We start from the raw sequence: 25065 nt of genomic DNA on the forward strand, positions 1-25065 counted from the left end.
TTCGACACGCTTTTCCAGCCCCTGCCCCTTGAGCGGACCAACGCCCTATGCTGAAAGGCGGGGGTGAACCGCTCATGGTCGTTCGCCATCGACCGGGGTGGCACCTTCACCGACGTCATCGCCACCAGTTCGGATGGCCGGCAGCGCATACTCAAGCTGCTGTCCGAGCGGCCCGACCGCTATGACGATGCCGCGCTGGAAGCGATCCGCCAAGTGCTGGGCGAGGAAGGCGGAACCCTCGCTTCCGTGCGGATGGGCACCACCGTCGCCACCAATGCCCTGCTGGAGCGCAAGGGCGAGCGCACCGCGCTGGTGACGACCAGCGGCTTTGCCGACGTGCTGCGGATCGGGACGCAGGCGCGGCCGGAGATCTTCGCCCGCCATATCGTCCTGCCCACCATGCTCTATTCGGCCGTCGCCGAGGTGCCGGAGCGGGTAGCGGCGGATGGCGAGGTGCTGGTCCCGCTGGACGAGCCCAAGGCGCAGACGGCGCTGCAGGCCTTGCGCGAGCAGGGCTTCGACAGCCTTGCGATCATCCTGATGCACGGCTGGGCGTATCCGGCGCACGAGCATCGGCTGGCCGAACTGGCCCGCGCGATGGGCTTTGCGCAGGTATCGGCCAGCCGTGAGGTCGCCCCGCTGATCAAGTTCGTCAGCCGCGGCGACACGACGGTAGCCGACGCCTATTTGTCGCCGGTGCTGCGCCGCTATGTCGACCGGGTCGCGGCCGGGCTGGGCGACGGGGCGGAACTGAGCTTCATGCAGTCGAACGGCGGACTGGCGGCGGCGACCGCCTTTCGCGGCAAGGATGCGATCCTGTCCGGCCCGGCCGGCGGGGTGGTCGGCATGGTGGCGGCCGGCGCGGCCCATGGCGAGGAGCGGCTGATCGGCTTCGACATGGGGGGGACCTCCACCGACGTGTCGCATTATGCCGGGCAACTCGAACTGGCGGAGGAAAGCCTGGTCGCGGGCGTGCGGGTCCGTGCGCCGATGATGCAGATCCACACGGTGGCGGCGGGCGGCGGGTCGGTCTGCCGCTTCGACGGCATGCGCTTCCGGGTCGGCCCGGAGAGCGCCGGGGCGCAGCCGGGCCCGGCCTGCTACCGCGCGGGCGGGCCGCTCACGGTGACCGACTGCAACCTGGTGCTGGGCCGGATCGTGCCCGAGCTGTTCCCGGCGGTGTTCGGGCCGAACGGCGACCAGCCGCTCGACCGCGCGGCCGCCCTTGCCCGCGTCGAGGACGTCGCGAGCGCGGTGCAGGCCGCCACCGGCAAGCACCTCACGACGGTGGAGATCGCCGAGGGGTTCCTCGCCATCGCCAACGAGAACATGGTTGCCGCCATCCGCAAGATCTCGGTCGCGCGCGGGCATGACGTCGGCCGCTACACCCTTGCCTGCTTCGGCGGAGCGGGTGGGCAGCACGCCTGCGCCGTTGCCGACCGGCTGGGGATGGAGCGCATCCTGATCCACCCGCTGGCCGGGGTGCTGTCGGCGTTCGGCATCGGCCTTGCCGAGCGCAAGGTCATCCGCGAGCGCAGCTGGCGCCAACCGCTCGGCACGAGCCATGCCGAGGCCCTCGGCGCACTGACCGGCGAGGCGCGGGAGGCGCTGGAGGCCCAGGCCGTCGCGCCGGACAGCATCAGGATCGCCGAACGGGCGCGGCTTCGGCTGGAAGGCAGCGATACGTCGATCGAGTTGCCCGTTGCCGGGCAGGAGGCGCTGGCCGCGGACTTCCATGCCGTGCATCGGCAACGGTTCGGCTACACCGACGAGGGCTCGCCGGTCATTGTCGAAGCCTTGGTCGCGGAAGCGGTCGGCGGGTCGGGGCTGCCGACGGCGCTGGCGCATCCCGCGGGCCCCGGGGCGGAAGCCACGCGTCACGGCGACTGGTCCTGCTACCAGCGCGATGCCTTGTCGGAAGCGCAGCAGGTCGCCGGCCCCGCACTGATCCTCGATGCGTCCTCGACCACGGTGGTCGAACCCGGCTGGGTCGCCGAACGCGCGCACGACGGGACGTTGCTGCTGTCGCGCACGCAGCCGTTGCAGGCCCGCCGCACGATCGGCAGCGAAGTCGATCCGGTCCGGCTGGAGATCTTCAACAACCTGTTCATGGCGGTGGCCGAGGAGATGGGCGTCGCGCTGCAGGCGACCGCCACCTCGGTCAACATCAAGGAGAGGCTCGATTTCTCCTGCGCATTGTTCGACGCGCAAGGAGCGCTGATCGCCAACGCGCCGCATATCCCGGTGCACCTGGGGTCGATGGGCGAGAGCATCCGCACGATCATCGACGCGCGCGGCGACCGCCGCGATGGGCGCGGCATCCGACGCGGCGACGCTTATCTTCTGAACGATCCCTATCGCGGCGGGACCCACTTGCCGGACATCACGGTGATCATGCCGTTATTCCTCGACGAGGGCGAGGCGCCGACCGCCTTCGTCGCGGCCCGCGGGCACCATGCCGACGTCGGCGGGATCGCGCCCGGATCAATGCCGCCGGAAAGCCGCTCGATCACCCAGGAAGGCGTGCTGATCGACAACGAACTGCTGGTCGACGAGGGCCGCTTGCGCGAGGCCGAGATGTTGGCGCTGCTCGGCAGCGGCGAATGGCCGGTTCGTCGCCCCGACCGCAACATGGCCGACCTCAAGGCCCAGCTCGCCGCCTGCAGCCGCGGGGCCGACATGCTGGGCCGGATCGCAGCCGATTATGGTGCGCAGGTGGTCACCGCCTACATGGGCCACGTCCTCGCCAATGCCGAGGAAAGCGTGCGGCGGATGCTGGGCAGCCTCGACGACGGCGCTTTCGCCTACGAGATGGACAATGGCGCGGTGGTGAAGGTCGCTATCCGGGTCGACCGCGCCGCGCGTTCGGCGGTGTTCGACTTCACCGGCACCAGCCCGCAGCGTCCCGACAATTTCAACGCACCGCGCGCCATCGCCCGCGCCGCCTCGCTTTATGTCGTGCGGACGCTGATGGACGACGACATCCCGTTGAACGACGGCTGCCTGCGGCCGGTGAGCCTGGTCCTGCCCGACAGGTCGATGCTGTCGCCCGAATATCCCGCCGCGGTGGTGGCGGGAAATGTCGAAACCAGCCAGGTCGTCACCGATGCCCTGTTCGCCGCGACCGGGCGGCTGGCGCCGTCGCAGGGCACCATGAACAACTTCACCTTCGGCAACGCGCGCCACCAATATTACGAGACCATCGCCGGCGGGTCGGGTGCCGGCACCGACCATGACGGCACGGATGCGGTGCAGACCCACATGACGAACAGCCGGCTGACCGATCCCGAGATCTTGGAAACGCGGCTTCCGGTGCGCCTCGACCGCTTCGCCATCCGCCGCGGATCGGGCGGAGCAGGCGCGCACAAGGGCGGCGACGGGGTCGTGCGCGAGGTGACCTTCCTCGAACCGATGCGGGCCAACATCCTCGCCAACCGGCGCCGGATTGCGCCCCGGGGGCTGGCCGGCGGAAGCGATGCCCTGCCCGGCCGCAACTGGGTAGAGCGGGCGGACGGCACGGTCGAGGAGCTGACCGCGACCGGCAAGGCCGACATGCAGCCCGGCGACCGCTTCATCATCGAGACGCCCGGCGGCGGCGGGTTTGGAGAATGCCCATGAACTATTGGCCCCTGCTCGGCATCCTGCTGGTGGTTGCCGGCTTCGCGCTGCGCCTGAACCCGATGCTGGTGGTGACGGTGGCGGCTCTGGCGACCGGGCTGCTGGCGGGACTCGACCCGCTGGAAGTCGTCGCCACCTTCGGCAAGGCATTCAACGACAACCGGATCATCGCCATCGTCTGGATCGTGCTGCCGGTGATCGGGATGCTGGAGCGGTTCGGGTTGCAGCAGCGCGCCGCGACCCTGATCCGGTCGATGCAAAAGGCGACTACCGGCAAACTCCTCCTGCTGTACCTCGGCTATCGCCAGATTACCGCCGCCATCGGCCTCCATTCGACCGCCGGCCAGGCCCAGACCGTCCGGCCGCTGGTCGCGCCGATGGCGCTTGCCGCTGCCGAGAAGGAGCATGGCGAGCTGGACGAGAAGACCGCCGAGGAAGTGAAGGCGATGTCGGCGGCAACCGACAATGTCGGGCTGTTCTTCGGTGAGGACATCTTCTTCGCGATTGGCTCGATCGTCCTCATCCAGGCGACCCTTGCGACCTACGGCATCAATCTCGCACCGCTGCAGCTGGCGGTGTGGGCGATCCCGACCGCGATCCTCGCCTTCCTGATCCACGGGGCGCGGCTGATGCTGCTCGACCGGCGGCTGAGGAGGTCGGGCAAGTGATCACGCTGCAATGGCTCTACGTGCTGGCGGGCGCGATGTTCGCCGGCTTCGCCATCCTCAGCGCCGCCGACCGAACCAACGGCAAGCGCTTCGGTAATGCCGCCTTCTGGGGTTTGATGGCGCTGAGCCTGCTGGCCGGCGATCTCATCGGCGATCTTGGCAACGGATTGCTGGTGCTGGGGCTGGCGGCTCTCGCCGGGTTCGGCTTCGTCGGTCGCGGCAACCCGGCGACGACCAGCTTTGCCGAGCGCGAGGACTATTCGGCGAGGTTCGGAAACAGGCTGTTCCTGCCGGCGCTGATCATCCCGGTGACGGCGCTGTTCGGCACGCTTCTCTACAATTATTCGCCGCTCGGGTCGTCGGGCCTGTTCGAAGCGAAGCGCGAGACGTACGTGCTGCTCGGCCTCGGCGTGCTGCTAGCACTGGTCACCATCTTCGTCTGGCTGCGGCCGCCGGCGCTTGCCCCGCTTCAGGAAGGGCGGCGGCTGATCGACTCCATCGGCTGGGCGGCGGTGCTGCCTCAGATGCTCGCGGCGCTTGGCGTATTGTTCGCGGCGGCGGGGGTGGGCGACATCATCGGCGGCCTGACGCGCTCGGTCATCCCGGAAGGCAGCGTGTTCCTTACCGCGGCGGTGTTCGGGATCGGCATGGCGCTGTTCACCATGGTGATGGGCAATGCCTTTGCCGCCTTCCCGGTGATGGCGGCGGCGATCGGCGTGCCGCTGCTGATCCAGGATTATGGCGGCGATCCGGCGGTGATTGGAGCCGTCGGCATGCTGGCGGGTTTCTGCGGTACGCTGATGACCCCGATGGCCGCCAACTTCAATCTCGTCCCCGCCGCCTTGCTCGAGCTCAAGGATCAATATGGGGTGATCAAGGCCCAGGTCGCGACGGCCCTGCCGCTGCTGCTGCTGAACATCGTGATCATCTTCGTGGCGGCGTTCCGATGAGCGGGCCGAGCCGGGAGATGGCGGCGCGGTTCGCGGGCATCGCGCTCGGCCACGTCGGGCAGGAATATCCGCACAAGCTCGACCACGTGCTGCTCAACGACGGCGATGCGGTGCCGCCGCGGGTGCTGCATCCGGTCTTCTTCGGCAGCTTCGACTGGCACAGTTGCGTCCACGGCTGGTGGACGCTGCTAACCATCCGCCGCTTGTTTCCCGACCTGCCCGAGGCCGAGCGAATCACGATCCTCGCCGACGACAGCTTCACCGCGGACAAGCTCGCCGCCGAACTCGCTTATCTCTACCGACCGCAGTCGGGCGGGTTCGAGCGGCCTTATGGCTGGGCCTGGATGCTGGCGCTGCACGCCGAGGCCGAGCGGCACGAGGATCGCTCCTGGGGTAAGCGCCTCGAACCGCTCTCGCGGGCCTTTGCCGAGCGGCTTCGCGCATATCTCGACAGGTTGACCTATCCGATCACGGTCGGGAGCCATTTCAACACGTCCTTCGCGCTGACCCTGGCGTATGACTGGGCGCAGACCCACGATCCCGAATTGATCGCGGTGATCAGCGCCTGGGCCGAGCGCTGCTTCGCCGGCGAGCGCGACTATCGCGGGTGGGAGCCGGGCGGCGACGAGTTCCTGTCCCCCGCCTTGAGCGTCGCCCTGTTAATGTCGCGGATCAGGGACCGGGCGGCGTTCGCCCCTTGGTTCGAGGGCTTCCTGCTCGACAACCAGGCCCTTCAGGCGCGCTTCCAGCCCGCCTTCGTGTCGGACCGCAGCGACGGCAAGACCGCCCATCTTGACGGCCTCAACCTCAGCCGCGCCTGGGCGCTGCGCTCGATCCGGCAGCGCCTCGCGCCGCATTCGGCGGAGCCCCTGCTGGCAAGCCTGGCCGACGCGAATTTCGCCGCCGCCTTGCCCCATCTGAGCGGCGATTATGCCGGCGAGCATTGGCTGGCGAGCTTCGCCCTGCTCGCGGTGCTTGCGCACGAAGCGCCTAGCGCACCCGCTTGAAGGGCAGAACCTTGCGGTCGTCGCCCCCGACCAGGCGGTTGAGCGCCGCGGCGAGATCGGCCTGGCGAAAGGGCTTGGCGAGCTGCGGGATCTGCAAGTCAAGGTCGCCGCCGGAATAGCCGGTGACGATCATCACCGGCAGTCCGGGAAAGCGCTTCTCGAGATGGGCGGCGAATTCGGCGCCGTTCATGCGTGGCATCATGTAGTCGGTGACGACCGCATCGGCGGTGATCCCGCCAGAGAGCAGGGCGAGCGCCTGCGCGCCGCCCGACGCTTCGTGCACTTGGTGGCCGATGTCACGCAGCATCTCGGCGGTGCCGGAACGGACCAGGTCCTCGTCGTCGACCAGCAGGATGCTGAGTGCGCGCACCGGCGTGACCAGCTCGTTGCGGGTGACCGCAAGCGGGTCCGCCGCCGCCTGTGCCACCGGAAGGTAAAGGTCTGCGCGGGTGCCCTGCCCGACCACGCTGCTCATCTCGAACGCACCGCCGAGCTGGGCGGCGAGGCCATGCACCATCGACAGGCCGAGGCCGGTGCCCTTGCCGACACCCTTGGTCGAGAAGAAGGGCTCCACCGCGCGGGCCAGGGTCGCGGCGTCCATCCCCGATCCGCCGTCGATCACCGAAATCCGGATATAGGCGCCGGGCTTGAGCTTGCCGCCGTGATTGGGGCCGATCATCGCCTGTTCGGCGGCGACCGTCAGCAGGCCCGCGCCGTTCATCGCATCGCGCGCGTTGACGCACAGGTTGAGCAAAGCCAGTTCGAGCTGGTTGGCATCGGCAAGGGCCGCCGGCAGCCCGTGACCGGCATGGAGCCGGAGTTCGACGGTCGGGCCGATCGAGCTCACCACCAGGTCGCGCATTCCTTCCAGCAGCGAAGCGATGTCGATCGCCCGGGTTTCGAGCGCCTGGCGCCGGGCGAAACCGAGCAGCCGGCTGACGAGGATCTTGGCCCGTTCGGCCGACTGGAGCGCACCGTCGAGCAGCCGCGCGGAGCGCGGGTCGTCCGCCCCGTAGCGCCGGTTCAGCATGTCGAGCGCGCCGGTGATGGGGGTCAGCAGATTGTTGATGTCGTGGGCGACGCCGCCGGTCAGCTGGCCGATCGTCTCCAGCTTCTGCGCCTCGTGCAGCTGCGAGGTTGCGAGTTCGCGCTGGGCGACCTCTTCCTCGACCCGCCGCTCGAGCGTCTGGTTGAGTTCCATCAACTCCGTCTCGGCGCGCTTCCGGGCGGTGACGTCCTGGAAGATGACGGCGACCTCCTTGCGGCTTGCCGGTTCGACGCGGAACGCGGCCAGTTCGAGGTGCCGCCCGGTTGCCACCAGCTCCCGCTCGAAGCGGATCGGCTCACCGGTCAGGAGGACCTGCCGGTACAATTCGACCCACGCGCCGGCCTCGTCCGGGACCATCTCGCGGACCTTTTGCCCGACGACCTGGGGAATGCCGGCATGGCGTTCGTAGGCCGGATTGGCCTGGATGTGGACATAGTCGCTGAGCGGGCCGTCGGGTCCGTCGATAAACTCGATGACCGCGAAGCCTTCGTCCATCGTCTCGAACAGGGTCCGGAACCGCTCCTCGCTGTCCTTGAGCTCGACCAGCCTGGTGCGCGCCTCATACTGGCGCTTGCGTCCGCGCAGCGCCGATCTCGCGAGGCTGAGAAGGGTGGTCGGATGGAACGGGCGCTCCAGGAAGGTGACATTGCCGAGCACTTCGAGAAAGCGTCCCGCCGCCGGGTTGCGCTCCAGCCCGCCGCCGCGGCTGGTGAGCAGGACGAACGGCAGGTCCGACCATTCTTCCTGGTCCTCGATCCACGCCGCCAGTCCGTGCAGGTCGGCCGAAGCGATCGCTTCCTCGGTGACGACGACGAACGCTGCACCCCGATCAAGCTCGACAATGAGCCCCGGCACCGTGTCGCAGGCCATCGCCTCCAGTCCGCCTTCGCGGAGCATTTCGCTGGCGATTGCCGCATCTCGCCCTCGCGGAGCGAGAACCAGCGCACGTTCCGAAAGGGTGGTGCGCTTCAACCGGGCTCGGCCGACGTCATGAGCTTGCCGGTGTCCAGCATGGTCGGCACGCCCCGGAGAACCCCCTGGAAGTTGTGAAGCGGATCGCCGAGGGTCAATCCTTCCTCGTTGATGCGATACTCACGAATAGTGTCCTCGTGCGCGCCGGTCCGCTTCTTGACGACCGAAATGGCGCGCCGGACCCGGCCAAGCGCCTCGAAGTAACGGAGCAGGATCACGGTGTCGGCAAGATAGGTGACATCGACCGGAGTGCGCATGTCGCCGACCAGGCCATGCTGGGCAACGGTCAGGAAGGTCGTTGCGCCCTGCCGGTTGAGATACTGCAGCAGTTCATGGATGTGCAGCACCAGCGCGTGCTCGCCCGGCATGGAGGCCTGGTAGCCGTTTAGGCTGTCGATGACGACCGTGCGCGCGCCATATTGCTCGACGCAGGCCCGGACGCGCGCGGAGAATTGCCCCGGGGTCATCTCGGCCGCGTCGATCTGCTCGAGCACCAGCGACCCCGCATCGACAAAGGATTGCAGGTCGATGCCGAGCGCCTTGGCGCGTTCGATCAGTAGGCCGAGTTCCTCGTCGAACACGAACATCGCGGCCTTTTCACCGCGGCCGATCGCACTGCGGATGAAGGTCAGCGCAGTGATCGACTTGCCGGTGCCGGCGGGGCCCAGGATCAGGACGCTCGAACTGCGCTCGATGCCGCCCCCGAGCAGGGCGTCGAAGGTGGTCTGGCCGGTGCTGATTACGGTCCGGTCGAAGCTGTTGCGATGCTCCGCCGAGACCAGGCGAGGGTAGACCCGAACGCCTCCGGTCTCGATCGCGAGGTCGTGATACCCTCCGCGAAAGCGCCGGCCGCGATATTTGATGACCCGCATCCGCCGCCGCTCCGCCCCATATTCGGGGGCGAGCTCCTCCAGCCGGATGACGCCGTGGGCGACCGAGTGCACGGTCTTGTCGTTGGCGTCGGTTGTGAGGTCGTCGAGCATCAGCACCGTCGCGTTGCGCTTGGCGAAATAATGCTTCAACGCAAGGATCTGGCGCCGGTAGCGAAGCGAGTTTTGCGCCAGCAGGCGGATTTCCGACAGGCTGTCGACAACCACGCGCTCGGGATTGGTCGCTTCGAATGCTTCAAAGATGCGCTTGGTGGTTTCGCCAAGTTCGAGGTCGGAAGAATAGAGCAGGCTTTGCTGCTGCTCATCGTCGAGCAGGCTTTCCGGCGGCACCAGTTCGTAGATCGAAATGCCGGCCAGGTCCCAGTCGTGCGAGATCGCGGAGGCGCGCAGCTCGTCATCGGTTTCGGACAAGGTGATGTACAGGCACCGTTCGCCCTGGCTTGCGCCGGACTGGAGGAATTGCAGCGCGATGGTCGTCTTGCCCGTACCGGGACTGCCTTCGAGGAGATAGACACGGCCCCGATCGAATCCGCCGCTGAGGACGTCATCGAGCCCTTCGATGCCAGAGATTGCTTGGGTCGTCTCGACCTCCCGTCACGCTTGAGGCCGGGAGAGTACACGACCTTGAGGTACCCTCAATGATCAGGCCGTAAAATTGTTCCGCTGCTTGAACGAGTTCAGGCGAAGCGGCGGGCGCGTCGTCCGGGGCCGGGATGATGTCGGGGTTCATGGCGGAGAGGGTGGGATTCGAACCCACGGTACCCGTGAAGGCACGCCGCATTTCGAGTGCGGTGCTTTCGACCACTCAGCCACCTCTCCGCAAGGAACAAGACGTGGACCCGGCTGCTCGCCGGGGGTCGCGGGCGGTCCACTAGCAGCGCTTCCGGGCCTTGCCTAGCGGCAAAAGGGCCCAAGGGACCAGCTTGGCCGGTCGGCGGCCCCGCGGCACTGACGGGCGCCATGGATACCATCGTGATCGGCGCTTCGGGCGGCATCGGTGCAGCGCTTGCCGACCGCTTCGAGGCGGGGGGCGACCGCGTGCACCGGCTGTCCCGTTCGGCCGGCAGCATCGACCTTGCCGACCCCGCTTCCATTGCGGCGGCGGCGGACAGCCTTCCCTTCCCCGCAGTGCAGCGGCTGGTGGTCGCGACCGGCCTGCTGCACGACGACGGGCTTTCCCCCGAACGATCCCTGCGCGACCTCGACGCCGAGCGGCTGGGGCGCAGCTTCCTGGTCAACACGGTCGGTCCGGCACTGGTCCTGCGCCACTTCGCCCCACTGCTGGCGCGCGAGGGCCGGGTCGAGGTGGCGATGCTGTCGGCGCGGGTCGGGAGCATCGCCGACAACCGGCTGGGCGGATGGTACGGCTACCGAGCGAGCAAGGCGGCGCTGAACCAGATCGTCCGGACGGCGGCGGTCGAGGTGTCGCGAAGCCGGCCCGAGAGCGTGGTGGTGGCGCTCCACCCCGGCACCGTCGACACCGCCATGAGCCGGCCGTTCCAGGCCAATGTCGCGGCCGAGCGGCTGTTCACGCCGCGCCACTCGGCCGACTGCCTGGCCGACGTCCTCGCGCGGCTGGGGCCTGCCGACAGTGGCGGCTTCTTCGATTGGCAGGGCCAGGCCATCCCGTTCTGAGGCTTTCCCTTGCGGAGAGCGGGCGAAGGCTTAAGTTGCACCCATGCCGCTTCAGACGCGTTCCTCCTCTATGGACGAGATCCCCGCTCCTCCGATCGCCAGCGCCCGCTTCGGCATCGGCGAAGTGGTGCGCCACCGCCTGCTCGATTTTCGCGGGGTGATCTTCGACGTCGATCCGGTCTTCGCCAACAGCGAGGAATGGTATCAGGCGATTCCGATGGAAATCCGGCCGTCCAAGGATCAGCCCTTCTACCACCTGCTCGCCGAGAATGGGGACGGCAGCTACGTCGCTTATGTCTCGCAGCAGAACCTTGTGGTCGACGAGGAGGATGAGCCGGTCGATCATCCGGCGATCGCCAACCTGTTCGAAGCGTTCGAATCCGGCCGCTACAAGCTTAGGCCGCAGCACCGCCACTAGGCTTGGTCGTCGTACTTCAGGCATGAAAAAGGGCGCCTCTCCCACCCGGAGAGGCGCCCTTTTCTGTGTCCTCAGAAGTCGATGCTGACCCGGCCGTAGAGGTAGCGTCCGTTGAAGCCGAACGGCGAGAAGCTGCTGTACGGCAGGAAGTAGTTGTTGGCCGAATAATTGCGGGCCGCGCCCGTGTCGGGATCGACCCCGCGCCCGACCGGAAGCTTGGTCGGATAGACGTCGAAGATGTTGTTGCCGCCAAGCGCCAGCGACATCCGGTCGCCGAGCGGCTTGAACCGCAGTTCGAGGTCGGTGATCGTCTTGGCTTCGAGGTTGATGTCGTTGAAGCGATCGGCGCCCGCCGCCAGCACCTTGCCGTAGCGGGTGGCGCGAAGGGTCGCCCCGAACCACTGCCGCTCGAAGTCGAGCGAGGTGTTGATCTTGGTCCGCGGCTGCCCCTGCACGAGGCGCAGCGATTCCTGGCGACCGAACAGGACGAGGCCCGGGATGGTCGAAACCGACCCCTGGTTGGCCGCGTTCCTTGTGATCTTGGTCTTGTTGTAGTTGAAGCCGCCGGTCAGGTTGAGGCGACCGCCAACGAAATCGGCGACCCGATAGGTGGTGACGAAATCGAGGCCGCGGGTGCGGGTGTCGATGCCGTTGATGAAGAAGCGGGCCGCGGTGACGGTGGGGAAGCCGGCCGCCGCCAGTACCGCGCGAACCGCCGCATTCTGCGCCGTCGTCCCGAACGCACCGAGATTCTCGGTCACCACGATGCGGTCGTCGATCTGGACCTGGTAGATATCCAGCGTGACGTTGAGCCGCGGGATCGCGCTGAACACTAGGCCGGCGGAGTAGCTCTGGCTCTGCTCGGCGGTCAGCTCCTTGGCCCCCAGCGCCTTGGCGGCGGGATTGCTGACCGGAAGGGTCACGGTGTCGAGCAGGACGCCGCTGACATTCTGGGTCGATGCGGCCGCGAAGAATTGCTGCTGCAGCGAGGGTGCCCGGAAACCGGATGAGGCCGAGGCGCGAAGGGCGATGCCGTTCACCGGCTCCAGCCGCCCGGCGAGCTTCCAGTTGAGGTCGGATCCGAAGTCCGAGTAATTTTCGTAGCGCAGGGCGCCCTGGATGTTGATCGCGTCGCTCAGATCGCTGTCGATCTCGGCGTACAGCGACTTGTTGTTGCGGCTGTGCGGCTGGTCGACGCGCTGGCCGGCGATCAGCGGCTGGAAGCCCGGGAACACCTGCGCGCCAGGCGAGCCGCCGAACGTGCCGTTGCCGTAGGAGCCCACCTCGCCTGGACGAATGTCGAAGCGCTCACGGCGATATTCGGCGCCGAGCGACAGGCTGGTCTTGCTCGCGAACCCGAGCGCCAGATCGCGCGTGACGTCGACGTTGGCGAGCGTCTGGTCATATTGCAGGCCGCCGCTGTCGAACTCGGTCGGGGAGGTCGGCCCGAGCGAGCGGTTGAGGGTATTGGTGATCAGGAAGTCGGTCTTGTTGCGGCCATGCTGGAGCGAGGCGTCCCAGCGCCATCCCGACAGGTCGCCGCGAAGCCCCACGGTGACCGCCAGATCGATGGTCTTGGTGTTGATCAGCGGCAGGAAGCCGTCAGGGTAGATGGACGTGATGTTGTTGGCGTTGAGCGGCTGGCGGAAGAAGCCCGCGCTTTGCCCGTCGCGGCGGTTGGCGTTGCCGAAGAAGTAATATTCCGCGCTTCCGATCGGGTGGTCGCCGTTGACCCAGACCTTGTAGTCCTCGGTGCCGGCATCGCCGTAGCGGTGGCTGAAGCGGTTGATGGTGCGCTCACGCGGGTCGAGCGCGGTGCCGATCAGATTATACTGGCGGCGCGGATCGGCGCCGGTGCGATTGGTCGGATTGCGGTCCTGCCATTCGCCGGCGACGTTGACCTGGCCTTCGGCACCAAGCGGAATGGCAACCACGGCCGCAAGGGTGACCGTGCGTCCGTCGCGCCGCTTGCGCTCCTCGCCGGTGTAGTTGAGCGTCAGCACGCCGTCCGGCGTGAGGACGGGCGAACCGTCCGCATTGGCCTGGACCCCGTTGTAGTTCTGCACACCGTCGACGTCGGTGTAATATTTGCCGTAGGTGACGGAGGCCTTGCCGCCCGACCGGGCGCTGCGCAGCTGGAAGTTGATGACCCCGGCGATGGCGTCCGAACCATATTGAGCGGCCGCGCCGTCGCGCAGCACTTCGACCCGGCTGAGCGCGATGGTCGGGATCATGTTGATGTCGACCGCGCTGGTACCGCGCCCGACCGAACCGTTGATGTTGAGCAGCGAGGCGCTGTGGCGGCGCTTGCCGTTGATCAGGACCAGCGTCTGGTCAGGCCCGAGCCCGCGCAGCGTGGCGGGACGGATGACGTCCGTGCCGTCGGTGATCGACGGCTGCGGGAAGTTGAAGCTCGGCACTTCCTGGGTGAGCGCGCGATTGACCTCTGTGAAGCCGGTATTGCCGAGGGATTCGGCCGAGATGACGTCGACCGGGACCGGCGAATCGGCCACCGTTCGGTCGTTCCGGCGCGTGCCGGTGACGACAATGGTGGACTGGTCGGGGGTGTCGCCCTGGGCCGCGGCCTGGCCGACGTTCGCTTCCTGCACCGCTTCCTGGTTCTGCTGCGCGGCGGCGGGCGCTGCGGCGAGCAGTGCAAGCGGGCTGATGGTCAGGAGCAAGGCGCTGGTACGGCGAGTGGTCATGTGTCGAACCCCAAGTGGATGAGGAAGCAGGACGCCACGATGACGCCGTTAACCCATCGATAAGCAAGACAATGACCGAAGCCTCGCCATCGCCAAGGGGGTTCGCGCCGGACCGGCAGCATTTGTCAGGGCGATGTAGTATTGCTGCAACATTGAGACCCGTGCGCGACACTCCCGCAGGCACGAAAGGGCCCCGGCGGAGGGGAAACCTCGACCGGGGCCAGTTCTCTCAAGGGAACGAAGGACTATTGGCCGGCCGCCACGACGATCGCCGAAGCGGCCGGCCATCCCAAGTTGGAATAATCTTGCGTGCTCTGATCAAGACCTTTCCGCTCGGAACACCTTGAACCTGCCTCTCCGGACGCTTCCCGGCAAGGGGGTGGGCGGAATAACAAGGGCGATGCGCCCCGACTTGCAATTATGCAAGTTCATGCTCAAAAACCGTGGATCATGAAAATGGATCATACGGATCGCAGGATCCTCGCCATCCTGCAGGAAGACGCGACCTTGCCGGTGGCCGAGATCGGGACGCGAGTCGGCCTGTCCCCCACCCCCTGCTGGCGGCGAATCCAGAAGCTGCGATCGGCCGGGGTGATCGAGCGGACGGTGGCGCTGGTCGATCCGCGCGCCCTCGGGCTCGGCCTGATCGTGTTCATCGAGGTGGAAGCCCGCGACCACAGCCCCGAATGGCAGCAGCGTTTCCTGGCGGGGGTATCGGTCCTGCCCGAAGTGCTGGAAGTCGTGCGCATGGCCGGGGAAACCGACTACTGGCTGCGGGTCGCGGTCCGCGACATGGCGCATTTCGACGATTTCTATGGCAAGTTGATCGCCGCCGGCCCGCTCAAGAACGTCACTTCGAAGTTCGCGATGGAGCGCTGCAAGAGTTCGACGGCTTATCCGGTCGTCACCGACCCTGCTGGTTGACCTTTCGGCCATCCTCTCTTAGGGGCCACGCTTTCCCGCGCGGGTCGGCGCCACGCTGCCGCATGGGTCAAGAAATCAACGTTGTTGAGCAAAAAGAAAAGAGAAGAGGCCCATGTTCGCTATCGTGCGCACCGGCGGCAAGCAGTATCGCGTGTCACCGGGAGACAAGATCGTCGTCGAGAAGCTGGCCGGTGAAGCCGGTGACAGCATCACCTTGAGCGACGTGCTGCTCGCGGGCGATGGCTCGGACCTCAAGGGGACCGACGGCCTGACCGTCGCGGCCGAGATCATCGCTCAGGCAAAGGGCGAAAAGGTCGTCGTCTTCAAGAAGCGTCGCCGCCACAACTATCGCCGCAAGAACGGCCATCGCCAGCAGCACACCATCCTGCGGATCGTGTCGGTCGGCGGCGAAGGCCAGCAGAAGAAGGCGGCTCCGGCCGCCGCTGCGGCTCCGAAGGCCGAAGGCGACGCCAAGAAGGCTCCGAAGAAGGCCAAGGCCGCTCCGGCGCCGAGCCAGATCGACGAGCACGAGGTCGCTTCGAGCGAGGGCGTGGTTCCGGCCGATGCCGGCACCGAGGCCACCCAGGACGTGACCAACTCGACTCAGGATGCTGCGCCTGCTAAGGGCAAGGCCAAGAAGACTCCGAAGGCGTAACACACCATGGCACATAAGAAAGCAGGCGGCTCGTCGCGTAACGGCCGTGATTCCGAAGGCAGGCGCCTCGGCGTGAAGAAGTTCGGTGGCGAGTCCGTCGTCGCCGGCAACATCATCGTGCGCCAGCGCGGCACGCGCGTGTACCCGGGTGCCGGTGTCGGCCTCGGCAAGGATCACACCCTGTTCGCGCTGACCGACGGTAAAGTCGAGTTCCGTGACGGCCGCCAAGGCCGCAAGTACGTCCACGTAGCGGCGCTTATTAACGCGCCGATGGCGGACGCAGCCGAATAGGGGGTTGGTCGATAACGGGCCGCCCCAGGAGGGGGCAGCCCGGTACAGGACCAACCAACAAGCGGGTTCTGGAAGGGAGAAGAGGGAAGCCCCCTCTTCTCCCTTTCTTTTTCTTCTCCCGAAACTGTCACGCGACCCTGCGAAGGGCCGCCGAGGGGAAGGAAACACGACCATGTTCGCGCGGACCGAAAGACTGCTGCTGAGACCCGGCTGGGCGGAGGACGCCCCGGCCCTGGCCAAGGCGATCGCCGACGAGGCGATCGTCCGCAACCTGGCGCTGGCGCCGTGGCCCTATGGCCTCGAGGAGGCGCGGGCGTTCCTCGACAAGACCGCCGATCCGGTCCTGCCGAGCTTTCTGCTGCTGCGCCGGTCCGAGGGCGAGCCCGAACTGGTCGGCGGTGCGGGCTTCGGCCGGGCGCCGGGCGGCGGTATCGAGATCGGCTACTGGATCGCGCGGGCGCATTGGGGCCACGGCTATGCCTATGAGGCGGGTCGCCAGCTGATCGAGATCGCCCGCACGCTTGGCCTGCCGCGGCTCGAGGCGGGGCACTTCGTCGACAACCCCGCAAGCGGCCGGGTGCTCGAGAAGCTCGGCTTCCGGCCGACCGGTCGCACCGTTCCGCGGCACAGCTGCGCGCGGGGCAGCGAAGTCGCGTGCCGGCTGTTCACGCTGGAGCTGGCCGCGGGCGAGGAGATGCTCGCGGCGTGAAGGGCCGTCAGGCCGCCCGCCTTACCTTCCGGGCGGGCGGTTCCTGGCGATAATCATAAGTCGCGTCCCAGCCCTGGATGAGCGCCCGGTCGTCCTCGTTCCACGGATGGAAGCGCGGCAGGAAGTAGCTCAGCCAGGCAGCACCGACCTTGCGGAAGATGCCGGGCCTGCCCCACATCACCCACAGCGCCCCGGCCCAGGCGCGCAGGCCGGTGATGCCGTCCTGGCGGAGCAGCTCCAGCACGCCCTGGGTGCGATGCTGGACGAAGTTGCGGGTGACCAGCAGCATGAGGATGCTCTTCACCTTCCACCGCCGATAGCGCGTCCAGTCCTTGGTCGCGGCAAGCCAGGTGTCGTAGGCGACGCCCTTGTGCTCGATCTCCTCGGCCGCATGCCAGCGCCACAGGTCGGCGGTCGCCGGATCGGCATCGGCCAGGTGGCGCGGGTCGGCAAGCAGTTCGTGGGCGATGATGGCGGTGAAATGCTCCAGCGCCATGGTCGCGGCGAGGTCGAGGATCGGCGGCCTGCCCTTCAAGAGGTCGAGGCTTTCCTGCACCGTCTGCTCCAGCGGCGCGAGGTCGTAGCCCGAATCGGCCGCGCGGCGGTTGAAGGCGACATGTTCGCGGCTGTGGATCACTTCCTGGGTGGTGAAGGCCCTGATCTCCCCGGCCAGCTTGGCATCGGCGACGTCACGGAAGGCACGAATGCTTTCGATGAAATAGGCCTCGCCCTTGGGGAAGGTCGCCGACAGGGCGTTGTAGAGGGCGGTCTGATAGGGCGAGCCCTTCAGCCACCAGCGCGGCGTCCGGTCGTCGCGGCCGAAGCGGCGGTCGCGCGGAGTGATGGTGAGGTCGATCGGGGTCACCGACACACGCTCAAGACTTGCCACGCCCACCATCGTCCTTCACTCCTTTGCGCATCACAACTGGCGATTGCTTACAAGAATGTCAATAAAGCCGCTGATGCGGAAACGAGTGTCTCCCGGGGAAAGCCGCGCCGCGGCGGTGGCGGCGGCGCGCGAACTTCTGAAGAGCGAGGGCGCGGCGGCAGTGACGCTGCAGGCGGTCGCCGGGCGCGTCGGGCGCACCCATGCCAATCTGCTGCATCACTTCGGCACGGCGGCAGGGCTGCAACGGGCCCTCGCCGAGGATATCGCCCAGACCGTCGCCGCGTCGATCGAGGGCGTCATCAAGCAGCGCCGAGCCGGCCAAGCAACCGAGCGCGACGTGGTCGACGCCATGTTCGAAGCCTTTCGCCGGGAGGGCGCGGGCGAGCTGATCGGCTGGGTCGCCCTTACCCGACAACGTGAGGCGCTGGAGCCGGTGATCGCCACCATCGAGCGGATCATTCGCACCATGCGCGCGCTGGGCGATCCCCGCCCGGTCGACCGGATGACCCTGGCGCTAACCCTGCTGGCGATCGGCGACAGCCTTGCCGGCGAGGAAGTGGCGCGGGCCTGCGGCCTCGACCGCGGCGCGATTCGCGAGGTTGCGGCGACCACCATCGAGGCTCTTGCCGGAAGCCCCTTGCGCGACTGACTCAGGGCTTGCGTTCGAACGGAATGGTTCGGCCATTCTGGTGAAGCACCACGCGGACGACCTTGCCGTCCGCTTCCTCGAACACCATCCGGGCATCGATGCCGACGGTCCGCAGCTCTCGGCGACCGGTCGCGCTGAGCGCGATCGGCTGTTGGCCGGTCAACTGGCCGGTCAGTCCGGTACCGGTGTCGGCGATCGTCATCGTCACCGGACCCATCTCATAGATCCCGGCCATCGCCGCGCGATCGGCCGGGCTGAGCGCGACCGCCGCGGCCTCGACCGGAGCGGCACTGGTCCACACCCCCTGATCGGCCTTGAGCGCGCCATTGGGGTAGAAGCGCATCACCGCCTTGCCGTCCGCGCCGCGCGCGAGGTCGAAATAGCTGAGCGACGAAGGACCGTAGAAATAACGGCCATTGCCGGCTGGTGAGACTTCGAGCGCCTCGCCGCCAGAGCGCTGCGTGAACAGCTTGCCATCACGCAGCATCAACCGCCGCTCGGCCTCGGGAAACTTGTAGATTCCGAGGAACGGTTCGACCGCCTTCGGGTCGAGGGCCTGCGCGGTCATCACTGGATAGGCCACGCCGGCGGCGCTGGCGAGTAGGCGGCGAGCGGTCGTATCGGCACCCGGCTCCCGCGCGTCGCTGTTGCTGAGGACGGCCACGAACAGCTTCCGGTCGGGCGCGTAGAGGCTTTCGGTATTGAAGCCGAAGATGCCGCCATTGTGGCCGATGGTGGGAAGTCCGCGGACCTCGCCGCGGACTAGGCCGAAACCATATTTGAGCGGGGCGCTTGCACCGGCACCCGTCGGTGTGATCATCGCCTGGTAGGTGGCGGGCTTGAGCACCTTGCCGCCGTGCAGCGCGGCGCCCCAGCGGGCGAGGTCACCGGCAGTGCCGACAAGTGCCCCTGCCCCGCTCGGCACGGTCATGTCGATGCGCTGCGAAGGCTTGCCGCCCTGGGTATAGCCGGCGACCACCGCCGGGCCCGGCTCGCACCCGCAGCGGATGCTTGCGAGTCCCAGCGGCCCGGTGACCTTTTCGCGCAACGCAACGTACCACGGCTTGCCGGTCAGCTTCTCCGCGATTGCCGAAAGCAGGACGTAGCCGGTGTTGTTGTAGTTCCAGCTGGTGCCGGGCGCGAATTCCATCGGCATGTCGCGGGTGATGTCGCTCAGCCCCTGGGTGGTGAACGCCCGGCTGGTGTTGGCCTCGAGCATCCAACCCGGCTTGCCGGTGTAACTCGGGATCCCCGAAGTGTGGTCGAGTAGCTGGCGAACCGTGACCGGGTGCCACGCCGCCGGCGTTTCGGCCGGCAGCAGCTTGCCCAGCGTGTCGTCGAGCGACAGCCGGCCTTCCTCGACCAGCTTAAGCGTCAGGGCGGCGGTGAACTGCTTGGTGATCGAGGCGTAGCGGAACACGCTGCCCGGCCCGATCGGCGCCTTGCTGGCGAGGTCGGCGCGACCGGCGGCGCCGCTCCACACGATCCGCCCGTTCTCGCTGATCACCGCGCTGACGCCGGGGCCGTCGGCCGGCACGTCCTGCCGGAGGATCGCCGTGGCGTTGCCTTGGAGGTTGGCCGGAGCGGCCGAGGCGGCGGACGCCACCGACGCCAGGAGAATCGAAACAGGAATGCGCATGACCAAAACCCCCGGAATGACAGGGTGTATTAAGCGCGCAATACAGCTGCGGTCAAGGGAGGGAGCGAGTGGCCGTCGCCGCGACGTGTTGGTCCAAGGGGGGAAGACCGAAACAGAGTCCCGCGGCGACGGCGCGAAGCGGTCCAACAGGGGAACCAGACCGCTCCGTACACTTCCATATGGGGTGTTGGCATTGAACAATCAAATGACTTAAGACGGCGGGATTGATCGATTGGAACGATGACCACATTCCTCCCCACCCTCCGCCAGCTGCAATATCTGGTCGCGCTTCACGACCACGGCCATTTCGGGCGCGCGGCGGAAAGCTGCTTCATCACCCAGTCCACGCTTTCGGCCTCTTTGCGCGAACTGGAGACGCTGCTTGGGTCAACCTTGGTCGAGCGTTCGCGGCGGGTGACCCGGTTCACGCCGCTGGGCAGCAGGATCGTCACCAAGGCCCGGCAGGTCCTGCGGTCGGCCGAGGAACTGGCGGAGATGGCCGAAGCCGAGCGCGAGCCGCTGACCGGCGAGCTGCGCATGGCAGTGATCCCGACCATCGCTCCCTTCCTGCTGCCACCGCTGCTGCCGCGGCTGCGGGCGGCCCATCCCAGCCTTAAGCTGTTCCTGCGCGAGGAGCCGAGCGGGGCAGCGTGCGACGGGCTGCACCGCGGGGCGGTCGATTGCGCCTTGCTGGCGCTGCCGTTCGAGTGCGGCGAAATCGCGCATGAGGTCTTGTTCGAAGATCGGCTGCTGGTCGCCTCTTCCCCTGGAGAATTGAGCGGGGACGAGGTGCGGGCGGACGAGATCAGTGCCAGCCGGCTGCTGCTGCTGGAGGACGGGCATTGCCTCAAGGACCATGCGCTGGCGGCTTGCAATCGGCCCGAGATGCGCGCCTCGGCGATGATGCTGGGGACCAGCCTGCATACATTGGTGCAGATGGTCGACAATGGCCTGGGCCTGACGCTGGTGCCGCAGATGGCGGTGGCAGCGGGCCTGCTGGAAGGGACCGGCGTCGAAGTACGGCCGCTGGTGTCGGACCAGGCCAATCGCGACATCGCGCTGATCTGGCGCCAAGGCAGCCCGCGTGAGGCGGAGTTTCGGCTGCTGGCGGATGAGCTCAAAAGGCTGAGATAGGAAATGCTCCGGCGAGGGACGACCCCTCGCCGGAGCATGAGGCTTAGGCGCCTACGTAGGAAGCGTCGCCCGCCTGGTCGGCGGAGACCTTCCTTGCGGGCAGCAGGTCGAAGCGGTCCGCGTTCATGACCTTAACCCAGGCCTTGATGAAGTGCTGCACGAACAGCTCTTCATTACCCTTCTCGGCATAGACTTCGGCGGTGGCGCGAAGCTGCGAGTTGGAGCCGAAGATGAGGTCGGTGCGGGTGGCCTTCCACTTCGGCGTCTTCCCGGCGCGGGTGAAGCCGATGAATTCCTCGTCGCTCGACGAATCGACCAGTTCCCAGAAGGTGTCGTTGTCGAGCAGGTTGACGAAGAAGTCGTTGGTCAGCTGACCCTTGCGGTCGGTCAACACGCCTTCCGGACGGTCGCCGTGGTTGGCACCGAGGACGCGCAGACCACCGACCAGCGCGGTCATTTCGGGCGCCGACAAGCCGAGCAGGGCAGCGCGGTCGAGCAGCATCTCTTCCGTGCGGACCGGCTGGCGGGTCTTCAGGTAGTTGCGGAAGGCGTCGGCCTGCGGCTCCATCCACTTGAAGCTGTCGACATCGGTCCACTCCTGCGTCGCGTCGCCGCGGCCGCCGGAGAACGGCACGGTGACGTTGAAGCCCGCATCGCGCGCCGCCTTCTCGACCGCTGCCGACCCGGCGAGCACGATGGCGTCGGCCATGCTGAGCTCACCGCGCAGTTCGTCGATCTTGGCAAGGACGGTCTTGAGCTCGCCCGGCTCGTTGACTTCCCAGTTGACCTGCGGGTCGAGGCGGATGCGCGCACCATTGGCACCGCCGCGATGGTCCGACCGGCGATAGGTCGAGGCCGATGCCCAGGCGGTCTTGACCAGCTGGCCGATGGTCAGGCCGGCGCCGAGGATCGCCTTGGTGAACCGCTCGACCTCGGCCGAGCTGGCCTCGCGGCCTTCCGGCACCGGGTCCTGCCAGATCAAAGTCTCTTCCGGCACTTCCGGGCCGATGTAACGGATCTTCGGCCCCATATCGCGATGGGTCAGCTTGAACCAGGCGCGGGCGAAGGCATCGTCGAGCGCCGCCTGATCGTCACGGAAGCGTTCGGAGATGGCACGGAATTCCGGGTCCATCTTCAGCGCCATGTCGGCGGTGGTCATCATGGTCGGCACGCGCTTGCTGGGGTCGCGCGCGTCCGGCGCCATATCCTCGGGATCGGGATTGACCGGCTGCCACTGCTTGGCGCCGGCAGGGCTTTCGACCAGCTCGTAATCATATTTGAAGAGCAGGCGGAAATAGTCGCCGGTCCACCTGGTCGGGTTATTCGACCAGCTGCCCTCGATGCCGCTGGTGGTGATGTGGCCCTTGCCGATATCCTCTTCGTCGGTCAGCCAGCCGAGGCCCTGCAGGTGGACGCTTTCCGAGGCCGGGTTCTTGCCGAACCGCTCCGAAGGCTTGGCGCCATGCGCCTTGCCGAAAGCGTGGCCGCCGGCTGTCAGCGCAACGGTTTCCTCGCTGTTCATCGCCATACGGCTGAAGGTCGCCCGCATGTCGCGCGCCGACTGCAGCGGGTCGGGGTTGCCGCCCGGGCCTTCCGGATTGACGTAGATGAGGCCCATCTGGATCGCCGCCAGCGGCCCTTCGAGGTCGGTCGCTTCCTCGGTGATGCGGGTTTCGGCGCCCTGGTCGACCCACAGCTCCTCGGTACCCCAGAAGGTGTCGCCCTCGCTCTGGAAGACGTCGCGGCGGCCGCCGGCGAAACCGAACACCGGCCCGCCCATGCTTTCGATCGCGACGTTGCCGGCGAGGATGAACAGGTCGGCCCAGCTGATGTTCTTGCCGTACTTCTGCTTGATCGGCCACAGCAGGCGGCGGGCCTTGTCGAGATTGCCGTTGTCGGGCCAGCTGTTGAGCGGCTCGAACCGCTGCTGACCGCTGTTGGCGCCGCCACGGCCGTCGGTGACGCGGTAGGTGCCGGCGGCGTGCCAGGCCATGCGGATCATGAACGGGCCATAATGGCCATAATCGGCCGGCCACCACGGCTTGCTGTCGGTCATCAGCGCGGTGAGGTCATTCTTGAGCGCGGTGTAGTCGAGGGCGTTGAACGCCTCGGCATAATCGAAGTCGGAGCCGAGCGGGTCGGGCGAGACGCCATTCTGGTGCAGCATGTCGACCGGCAGCGCTTCGGGCCACCAATCCTTGTTCTGCCGCCCGAGCAGCGAGCGCGCCTTGCTTGCCTGATAAGGGCAGCCGCCGGAAAGTTCGCCGGTTTTTGCGTCCATGATGTTGAGGCCTCCTGCCGAGTCTGGGGAAATCTATGATGCTCCCCCTAGTCCTCCACGATCGACGACCCAAACAAATCATTCTCGCCGGACTGACCGTTATTTCCGATCATGCGAAGCCGGGCGCGGGCTGTTACCAGTGCGCAATGACTGCGACCCCCGACCAGCGCCGCGCCCGCATGACGGCACTTTGTGGCGGCCTGATCCTGTTGCTGGCGCTTGGCGCGCTGCTGCTTCCCGAGGTGGCCGCATCAAGCGGTGCGCTGGTGGTCGGCCAACTGCTGCTGATCGCCGGCCTGATGGAACTGATCGCAGCCACCGGCCGGCGTGCGGCGCGGCTTCCCGCAAGCCTCGCCGGGGTCGTCACCATGGCTGCCGGCGCGATGTTCCTGGCGCGGGAGGAAACCCGGTTCCTGCCCAACATCACCGTGATGACCTTCTGGCTGCTGCTTCGGACCGGACTGCTGACCTGGGCGACGTTGCAGGCGGGCGGATCGGCGGTGCGGCGCTGGACGGGAATTGCCGCCGCGACCGATCTGGCGCTGGCCGCGATCCTGATCCTCGGCCTGCCGCTGGCAAGTATCATCGTCGCCCTGTTCGGGACGACCAGCGATCTCATCGCCAGCTTCGCCTGGGTGCTGGCGCTGAGCTTCCTCGCGACCGGGGCGATGCTGGTGCAGATCTCGATCTGCGAACGCGAAGGGGCGGATTGAGCGCCTAGTCGAGGGCGGCGCGGGTAACGTCGAAGCCCTTGGCCTCGAGCCGCTTGACCAGCGCCTCGATCGCCTCGGCGTCGCGCGCTTCGCATTCGACCTCGATCACCGTGTCCTTGGCCGGCAGCTTCGAGAAGATGCGCTGGTGGTTGGTTTCGATGATGTTGACCCCGGCTTCGAAGAAGCAGGCGGTGATGGAGGCGAGCGCGCCCGGACGATCCTGAGCGCCGATCCGCAGCCGGGCGATCCGGCCACAGCGGACCAGCTCGCGGATCAGCACGTTGGCGAGGAGGTGGGTGTCGATGTTGCCGCCGCACAGCACGGTGCCGACCTTGCGGCCCTTGTAGGCCACCGGCGCACCGAGCAGGTGGGCGAGGCCGGCGGCACCGGCTCCCTCGACCACGGTCTTCTCGATCGCGACCAGCAGCGCGACGGCATGTTCGAGGTCGCGCTCGGAAACGAGTTCGATCCGGTCGACCTTGTCCTTGATGATGGCGCGGGTCAGCTTGCCCGGCTCCTTGACTGCAATGCCCTCGGCCAGCGTGTCGCCGCCGATCGCCTGGCTGGCGCCTTCGACGACGTTTTTCATCGACGGATAAAGCTCGGCCTCGACCCCAACGATCTCGACCTCCGGCTTCAGCGTGCGGGCGGCGATCGCCACTCCGCTGATCAGGCCGCCGCCGCCAATCGGCACCACCAGCGTGTCGAGCTCGGGCACTTGGCTCAGCATCTCGATCGCGATGGTGCCGGTGCCCGCGACGATGGCGGGGTCGTCGAACGGGTGCACGAAGACCAGACCTTCGGCCTCCTCCATCTGGCGGGCGCGGGCATAGGCGTCGTCGAACCGGTCGCCGTGCAGCACGACCCGGGCGCCATGCTCCTCGGTCTGCGCGACCTTCATCAACGGGGTCGAGGTCGGCATGACGATGGTGACCGGGATGCCCAGCCTGCGGCCGTGGTAGGCGACCGCCTGCGCATGATTGCCCGCGCTTGCGGCGATCACCCCGCGGGCGCGCTCCTCCCCGGTCAGCTGCAGCAATTTGTTGAGCGCGCCGCGCTCCTTGTAGGCGGCGGTGAACTGGAGGTTCTCGAACTTCAGCCAGACTTCCGCGCCGATGATCTCGGACAGGGTGCGGCTGAGCAGGAACGGGGTACGGACCACGGCGCCGGCGATGCGGTCGGCGGCGGCGCGGATGTCGTTGATATCGGGCGGTGTCATGCGGCGAAAAGCGCTAGCCCTTCCCTCGCGCGGCGACAATGCTAGGCCGTG

General features: G+C 67.3%; 19 protein-coding genes, 1 tRNA gene and 1 pseudogene. 13 read left to right on the plus strand and 8 right to left on the minus strand.

Features of this window, described 5'->3' with window-relative positions:
* Window positions 1-63: 63 nt before the first annotated feature.
* Genes GGQ97_RS00380 through GGQ97_RS00395 form a run of 4 tightly spaced genes read left to right on the plus strand, consistent with a single transcriptional unit; the run spans window position 64 to window position 6243 of the window.
* On the plus strand, window positions 64-3618 hold the full coding sequence (locus tag GGQ97_RS00380) for a hydantoinase B/oxoprolinase family protein (RefSeq protein WP_168067126.1): 3555 nt from the start codon (window positions 64-66) through the stop codon (window positions 3616-3618).
* Window positions 3615-4286 (plus strand): DUF969 domain-containing protein, encoded by a 672-nt coding sequence (locus GGQ97_RS00385; protein ID WP_168067127.1) that lies wholly within the window; start codon window positions 3615-3617, stop codon window positions 4284-4286. The genes GGQ97_RS00380 and GGQ97_RS00385 overlap by 4 nt, the downstream gene beginning before the upstream one ends.
* The gene (locus GGQ97_RS00390) at window positions 4283-5236 is read left to right on the plus strand and encodes a 5-oxoproline transporter, DUF979 family subunit (RefSeq protein WP_168067128.1); all 954 of its coding nucleotides are present in this window, start codon (window positions 4283-4285) and stop codon (window positions 5234-5236) included. Before GGQ97_RS00385 ends, GGQ97_RS00390 begins: the two co-directional genes overlap by 4 nt.
* Window positions 5233-6243 (plus strand): DUF2891 domain-containing protein, encoded by a 1011-nt coding sequence (locus tag GGQ97_RS00395; protein ID WP_168067129.1) that lies wholly within the window; start codon window positions 5233-5235, stop codon window positions 6241-6243. The genes GGQ97_RS00390 and GGQ97_RS00395 overlap by 4 nt, the downstream gene beginning before the upstream one ends.
* Here GGQ97_RS00395 and GGQ97_RS00400 read toward each other — a convergent pair.
* From GGQ97_RS00400 to GGQ97_RS00410, 3 genes are all read right to left on the minus strand, one after another.
* Window positions 6227-8188, minus strand: a complete 1962-nt coding sequence (locus GGQ97_RS00400) for a response regulator (RefSeq protein WP_168067130.1) — start codon at window positions 8186-8188, stop codon at window positions 6227-6229. The genes GGQ97_RS00395 and GGQ97_RS00400 overlap by 17 nt on opposite strands.
* Window positions 8189-8259: 71 nt before the next feature.
* Window positions 8260-9714 (minus strand): ATPase domain-containing protein, encoded by a 1455-nt coding sequence (locus GGQ97_RS00405; protein WP_168070564.1) that lies wholly within the window; start codon window positions 9712-9714, stop codon window positions 8260-8262.
* A gap of 168 nt (window positions 9715-9882) precedes the next feature.
* Window positions 9883-9972: transfer RNA gene (locus GGQ97_RS00410), tRNA-Ser, on the minus strand.
* A gap of 141 nt (window positions 9973-10113) precedes the next feature.
* On the opposite strand from GGQ97_RS00410, the gene GGQ97_RS00415 reads away from it, so the two are divergent.
* Window positions 10114-10788 (plus strand): SDR family NAD(P)-dependent oxidoreductase, encoded by a 675-nt coding sequence (locus GGQ97_RS00415; RefSeq protein ID WP_168067131.1) that lies wholly within the window; start codon window positions 10114-10116, stop codon window positions 10786-10788.
* 43 nt (window positions 10789-10831) lie between these two features.
* Window positions 10832-11206 (plus strand): heat shock protein HspQ, encoded by a 375-nt coding sequence (gene hspQ / locus GGQ97_RS00420; RefSeq protein WP_168067132.1) that lies wholly within the window; start codon window positions 10832-10834, stop codon window positions 11204-11206.
* A 71-nt stretch (window positions 11207-11277) separates the two neighbouring features.
* On the opposite strand, the gene GGQ97_RS00425 is transcribed toward hspQ, so the two are convergent.
* On the minus strand, window positions 11278-13911 hold the full coding sequence (locus tag GGQ97_RS00425) for a TonB-dependent receptor plug domain-containing protein (RefSeq protein ID WP_168067133.1): 2634 nt from the start codon (window positions 13909-13911) through the stop codon (window positions 11278-11280).
* A gap of 456 nt (window positions 13912-14367) precedes the next feature.
* Between GGQ97_RS00425 and GGQ97_RS00430 the strand changes: the two genes are divergently transcribed.
* The 4 genes and pseudogenes from GGQ97_RS00430 to GGQ97_RS00445 all read left to right on the plus strand — a co-directional run bounded on the left by GGQ97_RS00430 (window position 14368) and on the right by GGQ97_RS00445 (window position 16490).
* Entirely contained in the window at window positions 14368-14835 is a 468-nt protein-coding gene (locus GGQ97_RS00430; RefSeq protein ID WP_168067134.1) for an Lrp/AsnC family transcriptional regulator, read from the plus strand.
* Between the two features lie 112 nt (window positions 14836-14947).
* Window positions 14948-15295, plus strand: a pseudogene (gene rplU / locus GGQ97_RS14620) (50S ribosomal protein L21); the annotation flags it as partial.
* Between the two features lie 201 nt (window positions 15296-15496).
* Window positions 15497-15781: a 50S ribosomal protein L27 gene (gene rpmA, locus GGQ97_RS00440; protein ID WP_168067136.1), complete on the plus strand. Its 285-nt coding sequence runs from the start codon at window positions 15497-15499 to the stop codon at window positions 15779-15781.
* 172 nt (window positions 15782-15953) lie between these two features.
* Window positions 15954-16490, plus strand: coding sequence for a GNAT family N-acetyltransferase (locus GGQ97_RS00445; RefSeq protein WP_168067137.1), 537 nt, complete (start codon window positions 15954-15956; stop codon window positions 16488-16490).
* 7 nt (window positions 16491-16497) lie between these two features.
* Here the strand turns inward: GGQ97_RS00445 and GGQ97_RS00450 are convergent, their stop codons facing one another.
* Complete coding sequence (locus GGQ97_RS00450; protein ID WP_342448412.1) at window positions 16498-17379, minus strand: metal-dependent hydrolase; 882 nt, start codon at window positions 17377-17379, stop codon at window positions 16498-16500.
* A gap of 73 nt (window positions 17380-17452) precedes the next feature.
* Here GGQ97_RS00450 and GGQ97_RS00455 point away from each other — a divergent pair, with 73 nt between their 5' ends.
* A complete protein-coding gene (locus GGQ97_RS00455; RefSeq protein ID WP_245197775.1) occupies window positions 17453-18028 on the plus strand; it encodes a TetR/AcrR family transcriptional regulator in 576 nt (191 codons plus the stop codon).
* 1 nt (window position 18029) lies between these two features.
* Here GGQ97_RS00455 and GGQ97_RS00460 read toward each other — a convergent pair whose 3' ends face one another.
* A complete protein-coding gene (locus tag GGQ97_RS00460) occupies window positions 18030-19667 on the minus strand; it encodes a serine hydrolase domain-containing protein (protein WP_168067140.1) in 1638 nt (545 codons plus the stop codon).
* 240 nt (window positions 19668-19907) lie between these two features.
* On the opposite strand from GGQ97_RS00460, the gene GGQ97_RS00465 reads away from it, so the two are divergent.
* Window positions 19908-20801 (plus strand): hydrogen peroxide-inducible genes activator, encoded by an 894-nt coding sequence (locus tag GGQ97_RS00465; protein WP_168067141.1) that lies wholly within the window; start codon window positions 19908-19910, stop codon window positions 20799-20801.
* A gap of 43 nt (window positions 20802-20844) precedes the next feature.
* On the opposite strand, the gene katG is transcribed toward GGQ97_RS00465, so the two are convergent.
* Complete coding sequence (gene katG / locus GGQ97_RS00470; protein ID WP_168067142.1) at window positions 20845-23082, minus strand: catalase/peroxidase HPI; 2238 nt, start codon at window positions 23080-23082, stop codon at window positions 20845-20847.
* A 146-nt stretch (window positions 23083-23228) separates the two neighbouring features.
* Between katG and GGQ97_RS00475 the strand changes: the two genes are divergently transcribed.
* Entirely contained in the window at window positions 23229-23795 is a 567-nt protein-coding gene (locus tag GGQ97_RS00475; RefSeq protein WP_168067143.1) for a hypothetical protein, read from the plus strand.
* A gap of 4 nt (window positions 23796-23799) precedes the next feature.
* Here GGQ97_RS00475 and GGQ97_RS00480 read toward each other — a convergent pair whose 3' ends face one another.
* A complete protein-coding gene (locus GGQ97_RS00480; protein ID WP_168067144.1) occupies window positions 23800-25014 on the minus strand; it encodes a threonine ammonia-lyase in 1215 nt (404 codons plus the stop codon).
* Window positions 25015-25065 lie beyond the last annotated feature (51 nt).

The organism is Sphingomonas kaistensis (assembly GCF_011927725.1).
Classification (GTDB): domain Bacteria; phylum Pseudomonadota; class Alphaproteobacteria; order Sphingomonadales; family Sphingomonadaceae; genus Sphingomicrobium; species Sphingomicrobium kaistense.

Excerpts from the sequence above, each read along its gene's own strand:
- GGQ97_RS00385 (WP_168067127.1), top strand. The coding sequence starts at position 3,615 with ATGAACTATTGGCCCCTGCTCGGCATCCTGCTGGTGGTTGCCGGCTTC.
- GGQ97_RS00395 (WP_168067129.1), top strand. The coding sequence starts at position 5,233 with ATGAGCGGGCCGAGCCGGGAGATGGCGGCGCGGTTCGCGGGCATCGCG.
- GGQ97_RS00400 (WP_168067130.1), bottom strand. The coding sequence starts at position 8,188 with ATGCTCCGCGAAGGCGGACTGGAGGCGATGGCCTGCGACACGGTGCCG.
- GGQ97_RS00415 (WP_168067131.1), top strand. The coding sequence starts at position 10,114 with ATGGATACCATCGTGATCGGCGCTTCGGGCGGCATCGGTGCAGCGCTT.
- hspQ (WP_168067132.1), top strand. The coding sequence starts at position 10,832 with ATGCCGCTTCAGACGCGTTCCTCCTCTATGGACGAGATCCCCGCTCCT.
- GGQ97_RS00425 (WP_168067133.1), bottom strand. The coding sequence starts at position 13,911 with ATGACCACTCGCCGTACCAGCGCCTTGCTCCTGACCATCAGCCCGCTT.
- GGQ97_RS00430 (WP_168067134.1), top strand. The coding sequence starts at position 14,368 with ATGGATCATACGGATCGCAGGATCCTCGCCATCCTGCAGGAAGACGCG.
- rpmA (WP_168067136.1), top strand. The coding sequence starts at position 15,497 with ATGGCACATAAGAAAGCAGGCGGCTCGTCGCGTAACGGCCGTGATTCC.
- GGQ97_RS00445 (WP_168067137.1), top strand. The coding sequence starts at position 15,954 with ATGTTCGCGCGGACCGAAAGACTGCTGCTGAGACCCGGCTGGGCGGAG.
- GGQ97_RS00455 (WP_245197775.1), top strand. The coding sequence starts at position 17,453 with ATGCGGAAACGAGTGTCTCCCGGGGAAAGCCGCGCCGCGGCGGTGGCG.
- GGQ97_RS00460 (WP_168067140.1), bottom strand. The coding sequence starts at position 19,667 with ATGCGCATTCCTGTTTCGATTCTCCTGGCGTCGGTGGCGTCCGCCGCC.
- GGQ97_RS00465 (WP_168067141.1), top strand. The coding sequence starts at position 19,908 with ATGACCACATTCCTCCCCACCCTCCGCCAGCTGCAATATCTGGTCGCG.
- katG (WP_168067142.1), bottom strand. The coding sequence starts at position 23,082 with ATGGACGCAAAAACCGGCGAACTTTCCGGCGGCTGCCCTTATCAGGCA.
- GGQ97_RS00475 (WP_168067143.1), top strand. The coding sequence starts at position 23,229 with ATGACTGCGACCCCCGACCAGCGCCGCGCCCGCATGACGGCACTTTGT.
- GGQ97_RS00480 (WP_168067144.1), bottom strand. The coding sequence starts at position 25,014 with ATGACACCGCCCGATATCAACGACATCCGCGCCGCCGCCGACCGCATC.